Raw genomic sequence first — 19,500 nt, 5'->3', positions numbered from 1 at the left:
ACTCCTTCGTCTTTCAGTTCTCGGTCGTGGTCGAAGGGTGGATGCCGGATGCCGAGGCATCGGGGTCTTCGGCGAGGAGCGCGTCGAGGCGGTCGATGCGTCCGCGCCAGAGGTCTTCGTACGAGCGCAGGAGGTCTTGCACCCGCGCGAGGGCGGCGGGGTCTGCGCGCACGAGCCGCTCGCGCCCCTCGGCGCGCTTCCGCACAAGACCCGCTTGGACAAGCACCCCGACGTGCTTGGAGACCGCGGCGAACGACATCGCGTAGCCCGCGGCGAGCGCCGACACCGATTGCTCGGCGACGAGCGTGCGCCGCACAATGTCGCGGCGCGTCGCATCGGCGAGCGCGTGGAAGACGCGGTCGATGTCGGCGTCGGTGGGGGCGGGTTGTTCAACCATTTGGTTGGACGTTAGCAGTGACCGCGGGCGCGGGCAATGCCTTTCCCATCGGGTGCTCGACGGGTTTCCACAGCCCCTCTGCGACGACCGCGATGCGCTACTCTGTAACGAGATCGGTGACACCCGAGTCGCGGTAACGAGATCGGCGACACCCTTTGGAAGTACGGTACGAAGACAACAAGCTCGAGAAGCTCTGCACGGACGAGCGCGAGATGCGGCGGAAGCGCGCGGACATCGCCGACAAGCTCCGACTCCGCCTCAAGGCACTCGAGGCGGCGGAGACCGTCGACGAACTCCCCGAAAGCGACCCTCTGGGGCGTTGGCATCCACTCAGCGCGAACCGAACTGGCCAATGGGCGGGCAAGCTCAGCCCGAACTACCGGCTGCTCGTCAGACCCGAAGGTTCTGACGACGGAACGTCAGCCGGGATCGTCACCGTGATCGAGATCTCCAACCACTACGGACACTGAGAGAGGAAAGGCGATGACCGCGACGAACTACGCCGTCGCTCCAGGCGAGTACCTCGAGGAGTGGATCGAAGAGCAGGGCCTGTCGCAGCAGCGCGTCGCAGAATTGCTCGGCAGCAGCCGGAAGCAGGTCAACGAGATCGTGAATGGCCGCGCGCCCATCACGAGCGACACCGCCATGCGTCTCGAACGCGTGGTAGGAATCCCGGCGGGTACCTGGCTCAAGTATGAGGCGCTCTACAGGGCGGATCGGGCTCGTATCGCTGACGAGGAGAACCTCGCGACCCACGCGGATGAGATTGAGCCACCCGCGGTGGCCTACCTTCGAAGCCTCGGTGCGACCGATGCAACGAAGCGCTCCCCCGGCAAGTTGGTTTCAGACTTCCTTGCCTTTCACAGGTGCGGAACCTGGGAGGCCTACGAGCACCTGCATGAGACTGCTTCACGAGGCGACTATGCCCTCGCCGCGCTGAAGGACTCTGGCGCGACAGTCCCCCGCACGTTGCTCACCATCTGGCTGCGCTCAGCGGAATTGAGCGAGCGCTTCGAACGTGGTCGAAGCTTCGAGTACGACCCGGAGCGTCTCCGGACGGCACTTCCCGGTCTCCGCGTCCGGGCAGCGACGCCAGATTCGACCATGCTTCGCGACATCGCCAACATGCTCGCCGATGTCGGCGTGGTGTTCATGGTCGTCGAGCCCCCCAAGAAGTTCCCGCTGCTGGGCATGACGAGGTGGATCGACAAGCGAGTTCCGGTCATTCAGCAAACCGGGCGCTGGGGCAAGGACGGGTTCGTCATCTGGACTCTCTTTCACGAGTTGGGCCACGTTCTCAACGATCCCCGCGGCGAGATGCACGTGGAATACCGCACCGAGAAGAAGCGCAACAGCGCTGCAGAAACCGCAGCCAACGCGTTCGCAATGGAACTCCTCTTCGGGCCAGACGGCTTGGCACCTTTCCGCGGACTCTCGCGAGATCGTGAGATCGCGCAAAAGGCGCAGGAGGTCGGAGTGGCACCCGGGGTTGCCGTGCTCCAAATGCACCGCCGGCGTCTCCTCGACCACAGCTACGGGAACAAGCTCTGCGTCGACCTGGCGGGTACGTTCATCGAGTAAGTCGACCCCTCGCGGTAGCGGTACTCAATTGCTCGGCTGTGACCACCGATTGTTGTTGCACCCCGTCCGAAATCCATTCACCCGCATCCACATCCCTCCCGCGGGCATAGGCTCGAAGAACAAGGACGGACCGTCCGAGAAGATCTCCCGGCACCGTGCCCGCCCGGGAAGAAGCCCACAATGGCTCAGTACGACGTCTCGAACCGCTCGGCGATCGTCACCGGAGGTGGCAGCGGAATCGGCCGCTCGACCGCCCTTCTCCTGGCTCAGAACGGCGCCGCCGTGGTCGTGAACGACCTCAACGCCGACAACGCGAACGCGGTCGTCGACGAGATCCGCGCCGCCGGCGGCACCGCCGAGGCCTCCGTCGGCGACGCCACCGACAGCGACTGGATCGCCTCGTCGATCGAGCTCGCCAACACCCTCGCCCCGCTGCGCATCGGCGTCAACAACGCCGGCATCGGTGGCGCGGCCGCTCCGACCGCGGAGTACGACGATGAGGCCTGGGACAAGGTCATCGCGATCAACCTGAACGCCGTGTTCCGCAACATGAAGGTGCAGATCCCCTCGATCCTCGCCAACGGCGGCGGCTCCGTCGTGAACATCGCGTCGATCCTCGGCAGCGTCGGTTTCGCCACGTCGCCCGCGTACGTCGCCGCCAAGCACGCCGTCGTCGGCATGACCAAGACGGCCGCGCTGGAGTACTCGGCGCACGGCGTTCGCGTGAACTCCGTGGGCCCCGGCTTCATCGACACCCCGCTGCTCAGCGCGCTCGACGACGACACCACGGCGTTCCTCGTGGGCAAGCACCCCATCGGACGCCTGGGGCAGCCCGAGGAGGTCGCGCACCTCATCGCGTTCCTTGCCAGCGACGCCGCGAGCTTCGTCACCGGCAGCTACCACCTCGTCGACGGCGGCTACACCGCCGCCTGACCCGGCATGCCGCGCGCGGCCTCGAGTTCCGACCGGCCGCGCGCGGCGCCGTCGGGGCGCCACCGACAACGGTGGCCCCGCCTGTCAGCACGCGCATCCTCCCCGCCCCGGCCCAGAACCTGTCAGGATCGACTCATGCCCGCCGACGACGACCTCCCCGACTCGCTCGAGCCGGGGATGCGCGTGCCGCCGCGGCCCGGACCCCCTGCTCCCCCCACGCCGAAGGGCGACCTGAGGGTGGCATCCGTCATCGCCCTGGTGACGGGCAGCATCGTCGTCGCCTGGCACATCTTCCTGGTGTCGGTCAGCGCGGTCGCCGACCTCGAACAACTGGGGTGGTTCCAGCTCGGCATCTGGGCGCTCGCGCTGGTGTCGTTCGTCACCGGCATCCTCAGCCTCAATGCCCGCATGGCACGTGAGCTCGCCGCGGCCGGCTTCATCGCGGGCGTCGCCGCGTTCCTGCTCTCGATCACGATCGGCCTGTTCGGCGCGTCGGACTTCGTGGGCTGAACCGCGGGCGCCACGCGGCCCACGGGCCACGGCATCCGCTCACCCGGTCCAGGGCGGCCCGACGTACCGGGCCGCCGGACGAATGATCTTCGGGTCGCGCGCCTGCTCGAGCACGTGCGCCGTCCACCCCACGGTGCGCGCGAGCGCGAACGTGGGCGTGAACATCTCGCGCGGAATACCGCACTCCTCCATCACCACGGCGGCGTAGAACTCGACGTTGGCGCGCAGCGGACGGTCGGGCTTGTGCGCGGCGAGCAGGCGCTCGGCCACCCCCTGGAACGCCAGCGCCTGCTCCACGCGCGGCCCACCGAACCCCTCGGCGACCTCTCGGAGCAGTTCCGACCGTGGGTCTGCGGTGCGGTAGACGGCGTGCCCGAACCCCATGAGTCGGCGGCCCGCGGCAAGCTCCGCGCGAATCCACGCCTCGGGGTCGTCACCCGCGCGCTCCATGCTCTCGAGCGCTCGCGCGGGAGCACCCCCGTGCAGCGGACCCGACAGCGCACCGGCGGCTCCCCCGAGACACGCGGCCATGTCGGCACCGGTCGACGCGATCACGCGCGCGGTGAACGTCGAGGCGTTGAAGCCGTGGTCCATCGCCGCGACGAGGTACGCCGTCAGCGCGCGCACGTGCGCCGCATCGGGCTCGGCACCCGTGACCGCGGCCAGATAGTCGGCGACCACGCCCCGCCCCGTCGAGGCTTCCGCGCGACCGCGGCGAACCCCGGCGAGCACACGTGGCGTCACCGCGGCGAACGCGATCGCCTCGCCCCGGCGCGCATCCTCGTCGAGGTCGTACAGCGGACGGGATCGGCGGGCGGATGCCACCAGCGGCCACGCCGCGCGCAGCCCGACGAGCGGGTCGTCGGTGTGTGCCGCGACGGCATCGACGATCGGGGCGACGACGGGATCGGCCGCGGCGGCGGCGATCTTCCCGGCGAAGTCCGCCCGCTGAGCGTCGTCGGGCAGGTCGCCGACGACGAGCAGATGCCACACGTCTTCGAAGGTGTGCTCGCGCGCGAGTTCGACGGCCGAGCGGCCGCGGTAGTGGTAGACGCCGGCGACGCCGTCCACGTCGCCGAGGGCGGTTTCGGCGGCCACGACCCCGTTGAGTCCCCGGGGCACATCGATCAGCTGGCTCATGCGCCCCAGTGTGCGAACATGACTCTCACACCGTCAACGTTGATCGGATCAATATGGACGCGCTCCCCCGCCTCACTGCGGCCCAGGCCGCCGCGCGCCTGGGCGTCAAGCCGGCGACCCTGTACGCGTACGTCTCGCGCGGGATGCTCCACCGTGCGCGCAACGCGCACGGGTCGACGTTCGACGCGCTCGAGATCGAGGCCTTCGCCGTGTCGCGCCGTCGCGCGGCAGCCCGCCCGCCCGCGCATCCGACCACGGGGATGCCCCTCATGGTGGTGCGCACCGACATCGCCGACATCGAAGACGGCGAGCTCCTCTACCGCGGGCGCCGCGCGCGCGATCTGATCGACCGCCCGTTCGCCGAGGTCGTCGCGTGGCTGTGGGACGCGCCGCAGCAGAAGGCTCCGGATGCCGCGATCTCGGCGGCATCCACTCTGGTCGACGCTCTCGGCCCGGGCGCCGGAGCGCTCGATCGGATCCGTGCGGCCGTGGTCGGGTTCGGCGCCGCCGACCCGCTGCGCCACGACGCGGGTTCCGCCACGCTCCACCGCATCGGCTGGACCCTGCTGACCGGGATCCCCCGCGCCCTCGGCGGCCCCGACGATGACGACCTCGCGCGATCACTCGCCGGGGCGTGGGGTGCCCCGGATCCGGCGACCGTCCGCGCCGTCAACGCTGCCCTCGTGCTCCTCATCGACCACGATCTCGCTGTTTCGACCTTCGCGGCCCGGGTCGCCGCGTCGGCCCGCGCCGACGGGTACGCCGCGGTATCCGCCGCCCTCGGCGCCGCGGATTCACCGCTGCATATCGGTGCGGCGACGCGCACGGCCCGCCTACTGGCTCGCGTCTCCGAGGGCGCCGAGCCGGAGCGCGCCCTCGCCGAGGCCGTGCACGACGGGCGCGGGCTTCCGGGGTTCGGGCACCCGCTGTACGACGGCACCGACGATCGCGCCGACGCGCTGCTCCCCCTGATCGCGGATCTTCCGCACGGCGACCGGGCCCGGGATGCCACGACCGCCCTCATCGATCTCGTCGCCGCCCGCTCGGGGCTCCGGCCGAACGTCGATCTCGCCCTCGCCGCGATCACGGTGGCGGCGGGATTCCCCGCCGACGCGGCGAGCGCGATCTTCGTGCACGGGCGCCTCGCCGGCTGGATTTCCCACATCGCCGCCGAGTACGGCGAGCCGGCGATGCGCCTGCGCCCGCGCGGGGAGTACGTCGGGCCCTGACCTCAGCCCCGGCTCGTCTCCCACCCGCGGGCCATCTCCACGACCGCGGCCACCGCGGCCTCGGTGTCGGCGGGGGTCCCGCCCGCGCGGCCGGCGACCAGCCCCGCGACGAAAGCGCTGAGCGGGGCGGCGGGGCGGGCGACGCCGTTCGCGACGTCGCGGGCGAGGTCGAGGATCAGCGCGATGGGGATGTCGCTCTCGGCCAGGCCGAACCGCTCGGCGAGCGTGGCGCTCCAGTCGTTGAGCGCCTCCGGGGGCAGGGTGCGGGATTCGGTCACGGTTCCTCCTCGGGCTCGCGCGCGGCCGATCCCCCGGCCGCGGTCAGATCGTCCCACGTGTCGATGTCGCCCGACACCCCCGCCGGCGCCTCGACCACCGTGATCCGCAGCCCGCCGAGGAGCGTCCGCATCGCGGCATCCCGCCCCTGATCGGGCAGAACGGATGCCGCCTCGCGCAACGCCGCAACACGGTACCGGCCCGTGAGCCACTGGGGTCTGCCGCCCTCGCCCAGGCACACGCCGTCGGAGTCGGGGGCGATCGGGGGGAGCGCGGCGACCGCTCCGGCCGGGGAAACGAGGTCGCACGCGAGCAGCAGCACCTCGTCGGCGCGGACGGCGGCGAGCGCGGCGACCACTGCCGCGACCGGTCCGCCGAAGGGCGGATCCTCGCGCACCCACTCCACGTCGAGCGCGGGGTCGAGCACGGGCGCGGCGACGACGATCCGCTCCGCCCCGCCGGCCCGCGCGGCGGCGATCGCGGCCGCGAGCAGTGTCGTCCCGCCGAGGCGGAACAGCGGCTTCGCGGCCCCGTCCACCCGGGAGCCGCGGCCACCGGCGAGGAGGATCGCCTCGACGCTCACAGCAGCAGCACCTCGACGGTGTCGCCCGCCTCCAGGTCGCGCTCGCCCGGCGGGATCACGGCGTAGGCCGTGGCATCCCCCAGCCCCCGCGTCGATCCGCGCGTGCCCGGGACGGGCGGCACCGCGCGCCACCGGGCCGGGTCGGTGCGGTCGAGGCGCACGGGCACGTACTGCGCGCGGTCGAGGCGCACGCGCCAGCCCTGGGCGAGCGCCACGCGCACGGTGGGGCGGCCGAGGTCGGCATCGCCCTCGAGCGCGCGCAGCGCCGGCCGCACGAAGACCTCGAACGAGACCGCCGCGCTCACGGGGTTGCCGGGGAGGCCGAACACGAGCGTGCCCGCCGGCGTCCGTCCGAAGCCCTGCGGCCGCGCCGGCTGCATGCGCACCTGCGTAAACGTCAGCAGGTCGCCGAGGGTGTTCTTCACCACCTCGTACGCTCCCGCGCTCACCCCGCCCGAGAACACCACGACGTCGGCGCCGAGCCGCTCGGCCTCGGCGATCGCGCGGCGCGGGCCGTCGCCGTCGTCACCGACGCTCGTGCGCAGCACCACCTTGGCACCGGCCTCTTCGGCGAGGCCCGCGAGCAGCAGGCTGTTGGACTCCGGAATCTGCCCGCGCCGCAGCGGCTTGCCCGGCGCGACCAGCTCCGACCCCGTCGACACCACGGCCACCCGCGGCGCCCGCGCCACCCGCACCGACGGCACCCCGGATGCCGCGATCGCGGCGATCCGCGCGGCCGTGAGCCGCAGCCCCGCGGCGACGACCGTCTGCCCGGCCCGCGTGTCCGACCCGCGACGGCGCACGTGCGCGCCGGGGCCGCGCGGGGCGCGGAGCACCTCGGTCGACGACAGCGACCCGGCGAGCCCGTCGCGGGTGTCTTCGAAGGGCACGATCGCCGTGGCATCCGTCGGCACGGGGGCGCCCGTCATGATCCGCGCGGCCTCGCCCGGGCCGAGGGGCGGATTCGCGTCAATCCCGGCCGGGAGGTCGGCGACCACGCGCAGGTCGGCGGGCGCCGTGGCGACATCGGCGAACCGCACTGCGAAGCCGTCCATCGCCGAGTTGTCGAAGCCCGGCACGTCGACCGCGGCGATCACCGGATGCCGCAGCACCCGGCCCCGAGCACGATCGAGGGGGCGCTCCTCGGCGTCGAGGGGCGCCACGACCGAAAGGATCGCGGCCAGGTGCGCCGAGACCTCGATCACGGCGCTCCGACCGTGGGCATGTCGAGGCGCATGCTGTCAGCGTAGGCGCGGGCCGTGGCATCCGGTGTGTTGTCGCGGGGCGGGGGCGCCGGTTGCTCCCGCGGGTGCGGCGGCGCTCGCGCGGTGCGGGTGCCCGCGCGCGGGTGGGGCCGCGCGCGTGACGACCGGAGGACCTGGCCCGCACGGAGGACCCGCACGCGCCACCCGTCCTCCCCCGACCCCACACCCTCCCGCCGACCCCGGCACACCTTGCCCCCAGCCGACCGACCCGGACCCCATGGGCCGGCGCCGCGCGGGTGACGACCGGAGGGCCTGGGCCGCACGGAGGACCCACACCCGCCACCCATCCTCCCCCGACCCCACACCCTCCCGCCGACCCCGGCGCCGGCCCCTCCCGCGACCCCGGCCCCTCCGCAGCCCCTCCGCAGCCCCTCCCGCAGCGCCCCCCCGACCCCAGCCCCCCGCCCCCGAGTACCGTGGCCCGCATGACCGACCTGACCTACGCCGAGATCGGCGCAACGGCGGGTCCGCTCCCCGCCGGGTACCACCACGTCCGCGCCGAGCGGGTGATCGGGCACGGTCGCGCCGTGTTCGCGCAGGCCGCCGACGCGCTGCTGTCCGGCGACGTGCAGCGCCGTGCCGGAGCGCGGGTGCACCTCTCCGAGACACCGCTGCGCGCGGGAACCCGGTTCGATATGCGGCTGGGGCCGTTCGGCATCCCGTGTCTGGTGGTGTGGGCGGCGCGCGACGACGATCACGCCGGTTTCGCGTACGGCTCGCTGCCCGGGCACCCCGAGTGCGGCGAGGAGCGCTTCGCGCTGACCCTGGACCCGTCGGGCGAGGTGACCTTCGCGATCACCGCGTTCTCGCGGCCGGGCCGCTGGTTCACGCGCCTCGCGGGCCCCGTGAACCGGCTCGTGCAGAGACGCATGACCCAGCGCTACCTCGACACCCTGCTGCCGGGCCGCGTGCGCTGACCCGGGCGTACGCTCGACGCATGTCCCCCACTTCGCGCCGGCGGTTCTGACGTGGGCCGCCTCACGACCTCTCGCCGGGTCACCCGCATCACCCTCGACGGCGTGAACCGGGTGCGACCGGATGCCATCGCCGTCGAGGAGCCGCTCGAGATCCGCGTCGCCGGCTCGCCGCTCGCCGTGACGATGCGCACCCCGGGACACGACGTCGAGCTCGCGGCCGGATTCCTGGTGTCGGAGGGCGTGATCCACCGCGGCGACCAGTTCGCGCGGGCCATCCACTGCGGCGGCCCCGGCACGGGCGGCGCCGACGGCAACACCTACAACGTCCTCGATCTCACGCTGGCGCCCGGGGTGGCGCTCCCCTCCCCCGACATCACGCGCAACTTTTACACGACGAGCTCGTGCGGTTTGTGCGGAACGGCCTCCATCGAGGCGGTGGAGAAGGTGTCGTCGTACGACGTGGCGACGGATGGCATCCAGATTTCCGCCGCGGATCTCGCGGCGCTCCCCGATCGCCTCCGCGAGGGGCAGAAGGTGTTCGACAAGACCGGGGGTCTGCACGGCGCCGCCCTGGTCGACGTGGCCACCGGCGAGCTGCTCGTCGTGCGCGAAGACGTCGGTCGACACAACGCCGTCGACAAGGTCGTGGGCTGGGCCGTGCTCAACGACCGCCTGCCGCTGCGCGGAACCGTGCTGCAGGTCTCGGGCCGCGTGAGCTTCGAGCTGGTGCAGAAGGCGGTGATGGCCGGCATCCCGATCCTCTCGGCCGTCTCGGCCCCGTCGTCGCTCGCGGTCGAGCTCGCCGAGCGGGCCGGACTCACCGTGGCCGGGTTCGTCCGAGGCGGCAGCATGAACCTCTACACACGTGCCGACCGCGTCGCCGCGCCGTCCACAACCCCCTCCCTCGAGGAGGCGTCGGGCGTACGCTGACCCGAGGGCGCTCGGAGTATGGATGCCATCGACTCGGCGCCGAGATCATCGGAGGGTGAGCATGGGTGACGCGTTCGGGCTGATGAAAGACGCACCGCGCCAGGGGGGCCTCGGTCCCGCCGTCTCGGGCGACTGGTCGAGCACCGGCGCGTACGCGCACCCCGCCGCGGGGTGGGGCGCCGCGCTCACGGTCGGCAAGGTGCTGCTCGAGCAGCGTCAGCCCATCGCCGGCACCAAGGCGATGTTCACGATGAACCACCCGAAGAGCGGCTTCGACTGCCCCGGGTGCGCGTGGCCCGACGACAAGGGCGTCACCCTCGACATCTGCGAGAACGGCATCAAGCACGTCACGTGGGAGATGACGCACAAGCGCGTGGGCAAGGAGTTCTTCGCCGAACACTCCGTCGCAGAGCTCGCGGAGTGGACCGACTTCGCCCTCGAGGATGCCGGACGCCTGGTGGGCCCGATGGCGTACGACGCCGCGACCGACCACTACGTGCCGATCTCGTGGAACGACGCGTTCCGCCTCATCGGGGAGCACCTCCAGGGCTTGGACAGCCCCGATCAGGCGGCGTTCTACACCTCCGGGCGCCTGAGCAACGAGGCCTCGTTCCTGTACCAGCTGTTTGCGCGCGAGCTCGGCACGAACAACCTCCCCGACTGTTCGAACATGTGCCACGAGGGCTCGGGCCGGGGCCTCACGGCATCCCTCGCCACTCCCAAGGGAACCGCCGACCTCGAGGACTGGCAGAACTGCGACGCGCTGTTCGTCCTGGGGGTCAACGCGGCCTCGAACGCCCCCCGCATGCTCACGAGCCTCGCCGAGGCCGTCGAGCGCGGAGCCCAGGTCGTGCACGTGAACCCGCTCCGCGAGGTCGCGGCCACCCGCACGATCGTGCCGCACGAGATCCTCGATATGGCGACCTTCACCGACCACCCCACGAGCACCATGAACCTGCAGGTGCGGCCCGGGGGCGACCTCGCTCTCGTGCGCGGCATGGCCAAGGTCGTGTTCGAGGCCGCCGAGACCGACCCCTCGGTGCTCGACCGCGCGTTCGTCGACGGCTACACGCACGGGTTCGACGAGTACCGCGCGCTCGTCGAGGCCACCGCGTGGGACGACCTCGTCACCCAGTCGGGCCTCGCCGAGACCGAGATCCGCGCCGCCGCCGACGTCTACCTCGCCGCCGACCGCACCGTGATCAGCTGGTGCCTCGGGGTCAGCCAGCACGAGCACGGCGTCGACACCGTGCGCGAGATCGTCAACCTCCTGCTCCTGCGCGGCAACGTCGGGCGCCTGGGCACCGGCCCCTCGCCCGTGCGCGGCCACAGCAACGTGCAGGGCAACCGCACGTGCGGCATCAACCACAAGCCGACGGAACAGTGGCTGGCGAAGCTCGACGAGGTGTGCGGCATCCATTCGCCCCGCGATCCCGGACTCGACACCGTGCACACGGTCGCGGCCCTGCACCGCGGCGACCTGAAGGTCTTCGTCGGCATGGGCGGCAACTTCGTGCGGGCCGCTCCCGACACCGCGCTCACCGCCGAGGGCATGAGCCGCTGCGAGCTGACCGTGCACGTCAGCACGAAGCTCAACCGCAGCCACCTCACCCACGGCAAAGCGGCGCTGATCCTCCCCTGCCTCGGACGCACCGAGCGCGACGAGCAAGAGGCGGGCCCGCAGTCGATCTCGACCGAGGATGCCATGAGCTCCGTCATGCTCTCGCTCGGGTCGCGCAAGCCCGCGTCGCCGCACCTGCTCAGCGAGCCCGCGATCATCGCGCGCATGGCCCGTGCGACGATGCCGGATTCGAAGACGCCGTGGGAGTGGTACGTCGCCGACTACGACCGCATCCGCGACACCATGTCCAAGGTGCTGCCCGGCTTCGAGGGCTTCAACGAGCTCGTGCGCCAGCACTGGGGCTTCCGCATCCCGCAGCCCGCCCGCGAGCGCGACTTCCGCACGCCCTCGGGCAAGGCCGAGTTCTCGCTCGCCGAGCTCCCCGACGTCATTCCCGCCGACTCCGACGTGCTGGTGCTCCAGACCATGCGCTCGCACGACCAGTGGAACACCACGATCTACTCGGCCGACGACCGGTACCGGGGAGTGCGGAACATCCGCGAGCTCATCTTCCTGAACCGCAAAGACATGAAGGACCGCGGCATCGCCGAGGGCGACCTCGTCGACATCGTGGCGACGTCCCGCGACGGTTCGGTGCGCAGCGTCACGGCGTTCCGCGCGTTGGAGTACGACACCCCGCGCGGCAGCGCCGCCGGCTACTTCCCCGAGCTGAACGTGCTCCTCGGCCCAGACGACTACAGCCGCCAGAGCGACCAGCCGCTGATGAAGAGCCTGCGCGTGCGGGTGGCGAAGACCGCCTAGCGGCCGCAGCACAACCTCAGCGATTCGCACAACGTCAGCCCGATGCGACCCGGCGCGGCTGAGGTTGTGCACATCACTGAGGTTGCGGCCCCGGGGCCAGGCCACGCGGCAGACCGGGATCACGCGCCCAACTAGACTGATCCCGTTCCGGCCCCCGCGATTCTTGGAGCTCAGCCGCGTGACCCACTCACCCGAATCCGCCGCACCCGCCCACCGCACGGCCCTGGCCGACACGGTCGAGAACGCGATCGCGACCCCCGAGAAAGACCAGCCGTACGGCGCCCTCGGCCTCAAAGACGACGAGTACGCCCAGATCCGCGAGATCCTCGGCCGCCGCCCCACGAGCGGCGAGCTGGCGATGTACTCGGTCATGTGGAGCGAGCACTGCTCCTACAAGTCGAGCAAGATCTACCTCCGTCAGTTCGGCCAGAAGGTCAGCGACGAGATGAAGACCCGCCTCATGGTCGGCATGGGCCAGAACGCCGGCGTCGTCGACGTGGGCGACGGCTGGGCGGTCACCTTCAAGGTCGAGTCGCACAACCACCCCAGCTACATCGAGCCGTTCCAGGGCGCCGCGACCGGTGTCGGCGGCATCGTGCGCGACATCATCTCGATGGGCGCGCGCCCCGTCGCTGTTATGGACCAGCTCCGCTTCGGCGCCATCGACCACCCCGACACCCCGCGCGTCGTGCACGGCGTGACCAGCGGCATCTCGTTCTACGGCAACTGCCTGGGCCTGCCGAACATCGGCGGCGAGACGGTGTTCGACGCCGTCTACCAGGGCAACCCGCTCGTCAACGCCCTCGCGGTCGGCGTCCTCCGCCACGAAGACCTCAAGCTCGCCAACGCCTCGGGCGCCGGCAACAAGGTCGTGCTGTTCGGTGCCCGCACGGGCGGCGACGGCATCGGCGGCGCCAGCATCCTGGCATCCGACACCTTCGCCGACGGCGGACCCACCAAGCGCCCCGCGGTGCAGGTGGGCGACCCGTTCGCCGAGAAGGTGCTCATCGAGTGCTGCCTCGAGCTCTACCGCGACGACCTCGTCGAGGCCATTCAAGACCTCGGGGCCGCGGGCATCTCGTGCGCCACGAGCGAGCTGGCGGCCAACGGCAACAGCGGCATGAAGGTCGAGCTGTCGAAGGTGCTGCTGCGCGACCCGTCGCTCACGCCCGAAGAGATCCTCATGTCGGAGTCGCAGGAGCGCATGATGGCGATCGTCGCGCCCGAGAAGCTCGACGCGTTCCTCGCCGTCGTCGGCAAGTGGGACGTCGAGACGAGCGTGCTCGGCGAGGTCACCGGCGACGGCCGCCTCGTCATCGACTGGTACGGCGAGCGCATCGTCGACGTCGACCCCTCGACCGTCGCCGTCGACGGCCCCGTGTACGAGCGTCCCGTCGCCTACCCGACCTGGATCGACGCGCTGCAGGCCGACTCGGCCGCGACCCTCGACCGGGCGACGGATGCCGAGACCCTCCGCGCGCAGTTCACGACCCTCGTCGCGAGCCCTAACCTCGCCGACACCTCGTGGATCACGAACCAGTACGACTACTACGTGCTCGGCAACACGGCCCTGAGCTTCCCCGACGACGCCGGCATGATCCGTGTCGACGAAGAGACCGGCCTCGGCTTCGCGATCGCCACCGACTGCAACGGCCGCTACTGCCAGCTCGACCCGTACACCGGCGCGAAGCTCGCCCTCGCCGAGGCGTACCGCAACGTCGCCGTCACCGGCGCCGTCCCCACGGCGGTCACCGACTGCCTGAACTTCGGCAGCCCCGAGAACCCCGAGGTCATGTGGCAGTTCAGCCAGGCCGTCGAGGGTCTGAGCGATGGATGCCTCGAACTCGGCATCCCGGTCACGGGCGGCAACGTCTCGTTCTACAACCAGACCGGTGACCAGCCGATCCACCCGACCCCGGTCGTGGGCGTGCTGGGCATCATCGACGACGTCGCGACGCGCATTCCGAGCGGGTGGCAGGATGCCGGTGAGAACCTGTACCTGCTGGGCGTCACCGCCGACGAGCTCGACGGCTCGCAGTGGGCGGGGACCATCCACGGCCACCTCGGCGGCCTCCCGCCGAAGGTCGACCTCGCGCAGGAGTGCAAGCTCGCCGAGCTCCTGCAGGCCGCGGGATCCCAGTCCCTCGTCTCGAGCGCGCACGACCTGTCGTCGGGCGGTCTGGCGCAGGCCCTTGCCGAGGGCGTCATGCGCTTCGGCGTCGGCGCCCGGGTCTGGATCACCGAGCTCATGGAGCGTGACGGCGTGGATGCCACCGCCGCCCTGTTCAGCGAGTCCACCGGTCGCGTGCTCGTGAGCGTGCCGCGCGAGGAAGACGTGAAGTTCCGGGGCCTCTGCGACGGTCGCGGCTACCCGGTGCTGCGCATCGGCGTGACCGACGTCGAGCCGGGTGTCGAGGCGACGCTCGAGATCCAGGACGTCTTCACCGTGCCGGTGTCCGAGCTGCGCCGCCTGTCGACCGAGACGCTCCCGGCCGTCTTCGGACCCACCGTCGCGGAGCCCGTGGCCTGACGCCGGGCCCGGGCCTTCGGGCCCGTCCGGCGCCGCACGAACCGACCCGAGAGGACACGCGCGATGAGCGACGACGACGACATGACCGCGTTCAACGACACGCGCCAGCGCCGCGTGAAGATCACGGCCTGGGTCGTGATCGCCGCGCTCGTCCTCACCGGCGGCGGCGCGACGGTGCTCACGCTGATCTTCGGCTGAGACCGTCCCGCCGGCGCGGCCGGACGCGCCTCAGAGCAGCGCCGCGAAGCGCTCCGTCCGCTCGACGGGACCGATGACGATGAGCAGGTCGCCCTCGGACACGACGGACGAGCCCCCGGCGGGGCGCCACTCGCCGTCGGCTCCCTTGATCTTCACGACGGTCACGCCGTGGCGACGGCGCACGGCCGCCTGCTCGAGCGTCATCCCGACCATCTCCTGCGGAGCGACCGTCTTCGCCACCACGAGGTCTTTGTCGAACTCGACGTAGTCGAGCATGGAGCCGCGGACGAGGTGGGCGACCCGTCGCCCCATGTCGGCCTCCGGGAAGATGACGTGCTCGATCCCGAGCTGCTCGAGGATGAGCCCGTGCTGGTCGCTGATCGCCTTCGCCCAGATCGACCGCGCGCCCATGCGCTTCAGCAGCGACGTCGTCAGGATGCTGGCCTGGATGTCGGAGCCGATGCCGACGACGACGCGATCGAAATCGGTGACGCCGAGCTGTTCGAGAGCGACCTGCTTCGTGGAGTCCGCGCGCACGACGTGGGTGAGCACGCCGTTGAGCGACTGCACGATGTCTTCGTCGGTGTCGATGCCGAGCACCTCGGTGCCCGAGCGTGCGAGCTCGGTCGCCAGGGCGCCGCCGAAGCGTCCCAGTCCGATGACGGCGACCGCCGAGGCGTCCCGGCTGCGACGCCGGGTGAACAGGTGAGTCGGATTAGCCAATGATCGGACGCTCCTTCGGCAGTTCGTACATGCGCTTCTCTCTCGATAGTGCCAAGGCGGCACCGAGCAGGACAGGGCCGAGTCGGCCGATGAACATCAGGACGATGAGGATGAGCTGCGCGGCGGGGGGAAGACTCGCGGTGATGCCGGTCGAGAGCCCCACGGTCGAGAAGGCCGAGATGACCTCGAACAGCACGCGATCGACGCTGAAGGGGCTCATCAGCATGATCGCGAGCGTCGCGCTCACGACCAGCGCGACCGCCAGCAGCGCGACCGTCAGCGCCTCGCGGTGCGTCGAGCGGGGCAGACGCTTGCCGAACATGTTGACCGCGGTGTCGCCGCGCAACTCGGCCACGATGATGAAGAACAGCACGGCGAACGTCGTGATCTTCACGCCACCCGCGGTTCCGGCCGGACCACCACCGATGAACATCAGGATGTCGGTGAGGAACCAGCTCTCCTCGTGCATCTGCGCGATGTCGATCGTGTTGAAGCCGGCGGTACGCGGCATCACCGACATCGTGAACCCGGCGAGCATCTTCCCCCCGGGATCCAGGGGTCCGAGGGTTGCGGGGTTCGACCATTCCAGGGCGGTGAGCGCGACAGCCCCCGCGACCAGGAGCACACACGTGCCGATCACGACCGTGATCGTGTTCAGCGTCCACCGCCGCGGGAACATGATCTTCCGGCGCAGCTCCATGATCACCGGAAAGCCGAGGCCTCCGAAGATGACCGCCGCGCAGATCGGCAGGCAGATCCAGGGGTCGGCGACGAAGGACATGAGGTTGTTGCTGAAGAGCGCGAACCCGGCGTTGTTGAACGACGAGACCGCGTGAAAGAGCCCGAGCCACAGCGCCCGGCCGAACGTCTCGTCGTACCCCAGCCAGAAGCGCGCGGTGAGGAGCACGGCCACGATCGCCTCGCTGCACACCGTGATGACGGCGACGCCGGTCAGCACCCGGCGCACGTCGCCCACGGCGACCGTGTGCGTCTCGCTCACCGCGGTGAGTCGGGTGCGCAGGCCCAGACGTCGTGCCACGAGCAGACCGAGCAGCGTGGCGAAAGACATCACGCCGAAACCGCCCGTCTGGATCAGCAGCAGGATGACGACCTGCCCGAACGGCGACCAGAAGACGGGGGTGTCCACGACGATGTGGCCCGTGACGCTCAGCGCGCTCGTGGCGGTGAACAGTGCCTCGAGCGGCGTCGCCGCGCGCTCCTGCGCCGCCATCGGGAGACACAGCAGCACCGTGCCCACGAAGAGCACGGAGCCGAAGGCCAGCGCGATGGCCTGACCCGGGGTGAAACGGAGACCACGACGCGCGTGGTCGCCCCCGCGAACCGAGGAATGCCGGTGTTTCACTGGGCAACGATCTCACACGCGCGGCGCGATGGTGACAGCGGCGCCGGGCCGGACACCCTGCGCCGCGTCGGTGGCCGGACGTAGCATGGGGGTGTGGAACCGCTGGTGGTGTTGCTCACCGAGTGGTGGTGGATCGGGCCCGCTGCGGCCGGTGCCGGCACACTCGGGTGGATCGGCGTGCGCCGCTCCCGTCATCGCGCACTGCCCGCCGGCGCGACGACCAGCGATCGCGCGGCGCGCGCCTGGGCGTCACGGCCGCTCAGCAAGAACGCCGCGCGCCGACTCGAACTCGACGCCGCGCTCCTCGACCTCCAGAGCGCACGGCACACCGTTACGCGCGGCCGCGCCGAGGTCAAGGTCGCCGATGCCGAGGTGGTGCGCGCCCAGGCCGAGCGGGCGGCATCCCGGGCCTCGTCCGACACGGTCGCGGCCGCCCGCGCGCGCCTGACCGCGGCCCAACGCGATCTCCGCGCCGCCGCGGCCGAGGTGCGCGCCCGTCGCGCCGGAGTGAAGGCCGCGAAGGCGATGCTCCCCGCGATCCGCGCGGGGAGTGCTCCGCTGCCGGTGGCGCGCCTGTTCGCCGAGCACGACGCCGTGCTGGTGCGGTGGATGGCGTACGAGACCGACCCCGCCCTCGCGATCGACTTCCCCGTAATGAGCGACCCGCGGTCGCCGCTCCTCGCCGAGTTCCTGCGCGCGCAGGAGCGCGCCCAGTGGCTGCGTCCGGCCGCGGTGGATTCGCGTCTCGAGCCCGCCGACTTCCTCGCTTACCGCGACGCCGTGCGGCACCTGACCCACGCGTTCGACCGTGCCGAACGCGCCGCGCGCCGCGGCGGACAGGAGACGCCCGACGTCAGCGACACCGATGCCTGGAGCCGGGTGGCATCCGATCTCGCCGAAACCGCGCAGCGGGCCCTGGCCCGGTCGATGGAGTCGATGGGGCGCGCGGCCGCGCGGTCGTGGAGCGAGCGCACCGCCAAGCGGGCGCGCAAGAACGACCCCGACGCGTAGCCTGGCTCTGTGAACGAGGTCCTGCAGTTCGCCGAGAGCTATTGGTGGCTCGTCTTCCCCCTGTTCGGCATGACGATGGGCGCCATCGGCACCATCAGCAAGCAGCGCGAACTCTCGGCCCGCCGCCGGCACCGCGAGCAGCTCGAGCTCATGCGCGCGCAGAACGGCGGGATCACGGCATCCTCTCCCGCCCCGGTCGCCGCGCCCGAAGCGACGCCCGCGATCGACGGCCTCGCGCGCGTGCAGGAGCGGCACGACGACGTCACCCACCGCTGGCTCGACTACGAACTCGACGTGTCGAAGCTCATCTCGTACCCCGCGATGAGCGACGGACGCCAGCCGCTCACCGCCGCATTCCTGCGCGCGAAGAAGGTCGCCGACAATCTGCGCCCGGGCTCGGGCGAGAAAGTCGCACCCGACCAGCTCGCCGAGTACCGCAACGCCGTCACCGACTACGAGGTCGCGTTCGAGCTCGCCGAACGCGACGCGCGTCGAGTGAAGGCCGCGGCGTTCACTCCCGAGGAGCGCAAACGCCTCGACACCGCGCAACAGCTGCTCGGCGTCGCCGTCGACCAGGCGGCCACGCCGAACGAGCGGCAGGTCGCCTACCGTCGCGTGCGGCAAGAGCTCGACGGACTCATCTGGCTCAGCGACGAAGCCGTCGACGAGCTCGAGAAGAAGGTGGCGCTGGAGCTGCCGCGATCGGCCTCCGGAACCCCACCCGAGCCCGCGGCCTGAGCAGAGAATCTCCCCGTGACCCTCGCACGCCACGCCCCCACCCTCTCCGGCCGCGCCGTCATCGAACAGCGGTGGAACCGCGCCGTGTTCGTGCACTGGCGCGTCGATCCCGCCGACGTCGCGCCCCTCCTTCCGCCCGGCACGCGTCCCGATGTGCACGACGGCTCGGCGTGGGTGGGGCTCGTCCCGTTCGTGCTGAGCGACTTCCGCTTCCTGCCGCTGCCGCCCGTGCCGTTCGTCGGAACCTTCACCGAGATCAACGTCCGCACGTACGCCGTCGACGCGGAGGGGCGCCGCGGCGTGGTCTTCCGCACGCTCGAGGCCGAGCACCTCGCCCCGGTCCTGGCCGCCCGCGCGCTCTTCGGCCTCCCCTACCGCTGGGCCCGCGCGGGGGTGCGCACGGAGGGGTCTCGCATCGAGTTCCGATCGCGACGCCACGGTGGCCGGCATCCGGGAACCCGTCTGCGCGCCCGCCTCGGCGACGAGCCGGTCGACACCGAGCTCTCGCGGTTCCTCACCGCCCGCTGGGGCTTCCACGAGCGCCACCTCGGGCGCACGATCTGGGCCGCGAACACGCACGAGCCCTGGCCGCTCGTGACGGCCGAGCTGGAGGTGCTCGACGACGAGCTCGTCGCCGACGCCGGATTCCCGCAGCTCACCGGGCGCACGCCCGACTCGGTGCTGGCCATGCCCGCCGGGCACCCGGGCTTCCTCACGCGCTTCACTCCCGCGCGGGGAATCGCGAAGGCCCCCTCCGCCTGACCGATCGTCAGGGGGAAGGGGCCTCGCGGTG

At 71.4% G+C, this 19,500-nt stretch carries 20 protein-coding genes; 13 read left to right on the top strand and 7 right to left on the bottom strand.

Annotated elements, in window-relative coordinates; translation table 11 throughout:
• Positions 1–13: 13 nt before the first annotated feature.
• Positions 14–397 (bottom strand): ArsR/SmtB family transcription factor, encoded by a 384-nt coding sequence (locus tag ACU6WY_RS00520; protein WP_483820539.1) that lies wholly within the window; start codon positions 395–397, stop codon positions 14–16.
• Between the two features lie 155 nt (positions 398–552).
• Here ACU6WY_RS00520 and ACU6WY_RS00515 point away from each other — a divergent pair, with 155 nt between their 5' ends.
• From ACU6WY_RS00515 to ACU6WY_RS00500, 4 genes are all read left to right on the top strand, one after another.
• Entirely contained in the window at positions 553–867 is a 315-nt protein-coding gene (locus tag ACU6WY_RS00515) for a type II toxin-antitoxin system RelE/ParE family toxin (RefSeq protein WP_483820538.1), read from the top strand.
• A gap of 13 nt (positions 868–880) precedes the next feature.
• On the top strand, positions 881–1,978 hold the full coding sequence (locus ACU6WY_RS00510; protein WP_483820537.1) for a HigA family addiction module antitoxin: 1,098 nt from the start codon (positions 881–883) through the stop codon (positions 1,976–1,978).
• A gap of 180 nt (positions 1,979–2,158) precedes the next feature.
• The gene (locus ACU6WY_RS00505; protein ID WP_483820536.1) at positions 2,159–2,911 is read left to right on the top strand and encodes an SDR family NAD(P)-dependent oxidoreductase; all 753 of its coding nucleotides are present in this window, start codon (positions 2,159–2,161) and stop codon (positions 2,909–2,911) included.
• A 135-nt stretch (positions 2,912–3,046) separates the two neighbouring features.
• Positions 3,047–3,421, top strand: a complete 375-nt coding sequence (locus tag ACU6WY_RS00500; RefSeq protein WP_483820535.1) for a hypothetical protein — start codon at positions 3,047–3,049, stop codon at positions 3,419–3,421.
• Between the two features lie 39 nt (positions 3,422–3,460).
• Here the strand turns inward: ACU6WY_RS00500 and ACU6WY_RS00495 are convergent, their stop codons facing one another.
• Positions 3,461–4,561 carry a citrate/2-methylcitrate synthase gene (locus tag ACU6WY_RS00495; protein WP_483820534.1) on the bottom strand — a complete coding sequence of 367 codons (1,101 nt, stop codon included), beginning with the start codon at positions 4,559–4,561 and terminating at the stop codon, positions 3,461–3,463.
• 53 nt (positions 4,562–4,614) lie between these two features.
• On the opposite strand from ACU6WY_RS00495, the gene ACU6WY_RS00490 reads away from it, so the two are divergent.
• The gene (locus tag ACU6WY_RS00490; protein WP_483820533.1) at positions 4,615–5,790 is read left to right on the top strand and encodes a citrate synthase; all 1,176 of its coding nucleotides are present in this window, start codon (positions 4,615–4,617) and stop codon (positions 5,788–5,790) included.
• A gap of 2 nt (positions 5,791–5,792) precedes the next feature.
• Here the strand turns inward: ACU6WY_RS00490 and ACU6WY_RS00485 are convergent, their stop codons facing one another.
• Genes ACU6WY_RS00485 through ACU6WY_RS00475 form a run of 3 tightly spaced genes read right to left on the bottom strand, consistent with a single transcriptional unit; the run spans position 5,793 to position 7,854 of the window.
• Positions 5,793–6,068 carry a DUF6457 domain-containing protein gene (locus ACU6WY_RS00485; protein ID WP_483820532.1) on the bottom strand — a complete coding sequence of 92 codons (276 nt, stop codon included), beginning with the start codon at positions 6,066–6,068 and terminating at the stop codon, positions 5,793–5,795.
• The gene (gene mobA / locus ACU6WY_RS00480) at positions 6,065–6,649 is read right to left on the bottom strand and encodes a molybdenum cofactor guanylyltransferase (RefSeq protein ID WP_483820531.1); all 585 of its coding nucleotides are present in this window, start codon (positions 6,647–6,649) and stop codon (positions 6,065–6,067) included. The genes ACU6WY_RS00485 and mobA overlap by 4 nt, the downstream gene beginning before the upstream one ends.
• Positions 6,646–7,854, bottom strand: a complete 1,209-nt coding sequence (locus ACU6WY_RS00475; protein ID WP_483820530.1) for a molybdopterin molybdotransferase MoeA — start codon at positions 7,852–7,854, stop codon at positions 6,646–6,648. Before ACU6WY_RS00475 ends, mobA begins: the two co-directional genes overlap by 4 nt.
• Before the next feature lie 485 nt (positions 7,855–8,339).
• Between ACU6WY_RS00475 and ACU6WY_RS00470 the strand changes: the two genes are divergently transcribed.
• The 5 genes from ACU6WY_RS00470 to ACU6WY_RS00450 all read left to right on the top strand — a co-directional run bounded on the left by ACU6WY_RS00470 (position 8,340) and on the right by ACU6WY_RS00450 (position 14,872).
• Positions 8,340–8,831, top strand: a complete 492-nt coding sequence (locus tag ACU6WY_RS00470; protein ID WP_483820529.1) for a DUF1990 family protein — start codon at positions 8,340–8,342, stop codon at positions 8,829–8,831.
• Positions 8,832–8,882: 51 nt separating this feature from the next.
• A complete protein-coding gene (fdhD, locus tag ACU6WY_RS00465) occupies positions 8,883–9,761 on the top strand; it encodes a formate dehydrogenase accessory sulfurtransferase FdhD (RefSeq protein ID WP_483820528.1) in 879 nt (292 codons plus the stop codon).
• Between the two features lie 61 nt (positions 9,762–9,822).
• Entirely contained in the window at positions 9,823–12,144 is a 2,322-nt protein-coding gene (locus ACU6WY_RS00460) for an FdhF/YdeP family oxidoreductase (RefSeq protein WP_483820527.1), read from the top strand.
• 178 nt (positions 12,145–12,322) lie between these two features.
• Positions 12,323–14,674: a phosphoribosylformylglycinamidine synthase subunit PurL gene (gene purL, locus ACU6WY_RS00455; protein WP_483820526.1), complete on the top strand. Its 2,352-nt coding sequence runs from the start codon at positions 12,323–12,325 to the stop codon at positions 14,672–14,674.
• 63 nt (positions 14,675–14,737) lie between these two features.
• Positions 14,738–14,872 (top strand): hypothetical protein, encoded by a 135-nt coding sequence (locus ACU6WY_RS00450; protein ID WP_483820525.1) that lies wholly within the window; start codon positions 14,738–14,740, stop codon positions 14,870–14,872.
• Positions 14,873–14,902: 30 nt separating this feature from the next.
• Here the strand turns inward: ACU6WY_RS00450 and ACU6WY_RS00445 are convergent, their stop codons facing one another.
• A complete protein-coding gene (locus ACU6WY_RS00445) occupies positions 14,903–15,595 on the bottom strand; it encodes a potassium channel family protein (RefSeq protein ID WP_483820524.1) in 693 nt (230 codons plus the stop codon).
• Complete coding sequence (locus ACU6WY_RS00440; protein ID WP_483820523.1) at positions 15,588–16,958, bottom strand: TrkH family potassium uptake protein; 1,371 nt, start codon at positions 16,956–16,958, stop codon at positions 15,588–15,590. Before ACU6WY_RS00440 ends, ACU6WY_RS00445 begins: the two co-directional genes overlap by 8 nt.
• 93 nt (positions 16,959–17,051) lie before the next feature.
• Between ACU6WY_RS00440 and ACU6WY_RS00435 the strand changes: the two genes are divergently transcribed.
• Genes ACU6WY_RS00435 through ACU6WY_RS00425 form a run of 3 tightly spaced genes read left to right on the top strand, consistent with a single transcriptional unit; the run spans position 17,052 to position 19,469 of the window.
• Entirely contained in the window at positions 17,052–17,969 is a 918-nt protein-coding gene (locus ACU6WY_RS00435) for a hypothetical protein (protein WP_483820522.1), read from the top strand.
• Positions 17,970–17,978: 9 nt separating this feature from the next.
• Positions 17,979–18,707: a hypothetical protein gene (locus tag ACU6WY_RS00430; protein ID WP_483820521.1), complete on the top strand. Its 729-nt coding sequence runs from the start codon at positions 17,979–17,981 to the stop codon at positions 18,705–18,707.
• 15 nt (positions 18,708–18,722) lie between these two features.
• The gene (locus ACU6WY_RS00425; protein ID WP_483820520.1) at positions 18,723–19,469 is read left to right on the top strand and encodes a YqjF family protein; all 747 of its coding nucleotides are present in this window, start codon (positions 18,723–18,725) and stop codon (positions 19,467–19,469) included.
• Positions 19,470–19,500 lie beyond the last annotated feature (31 nt).

The organism is Microbacterium sp. ZW3a (genome assembly GCF_057167165.1).
Note: the sequence above shows the minus strand (reverse complement) of the source record. Positions and strands in the feature narration are given on the sequence as shown.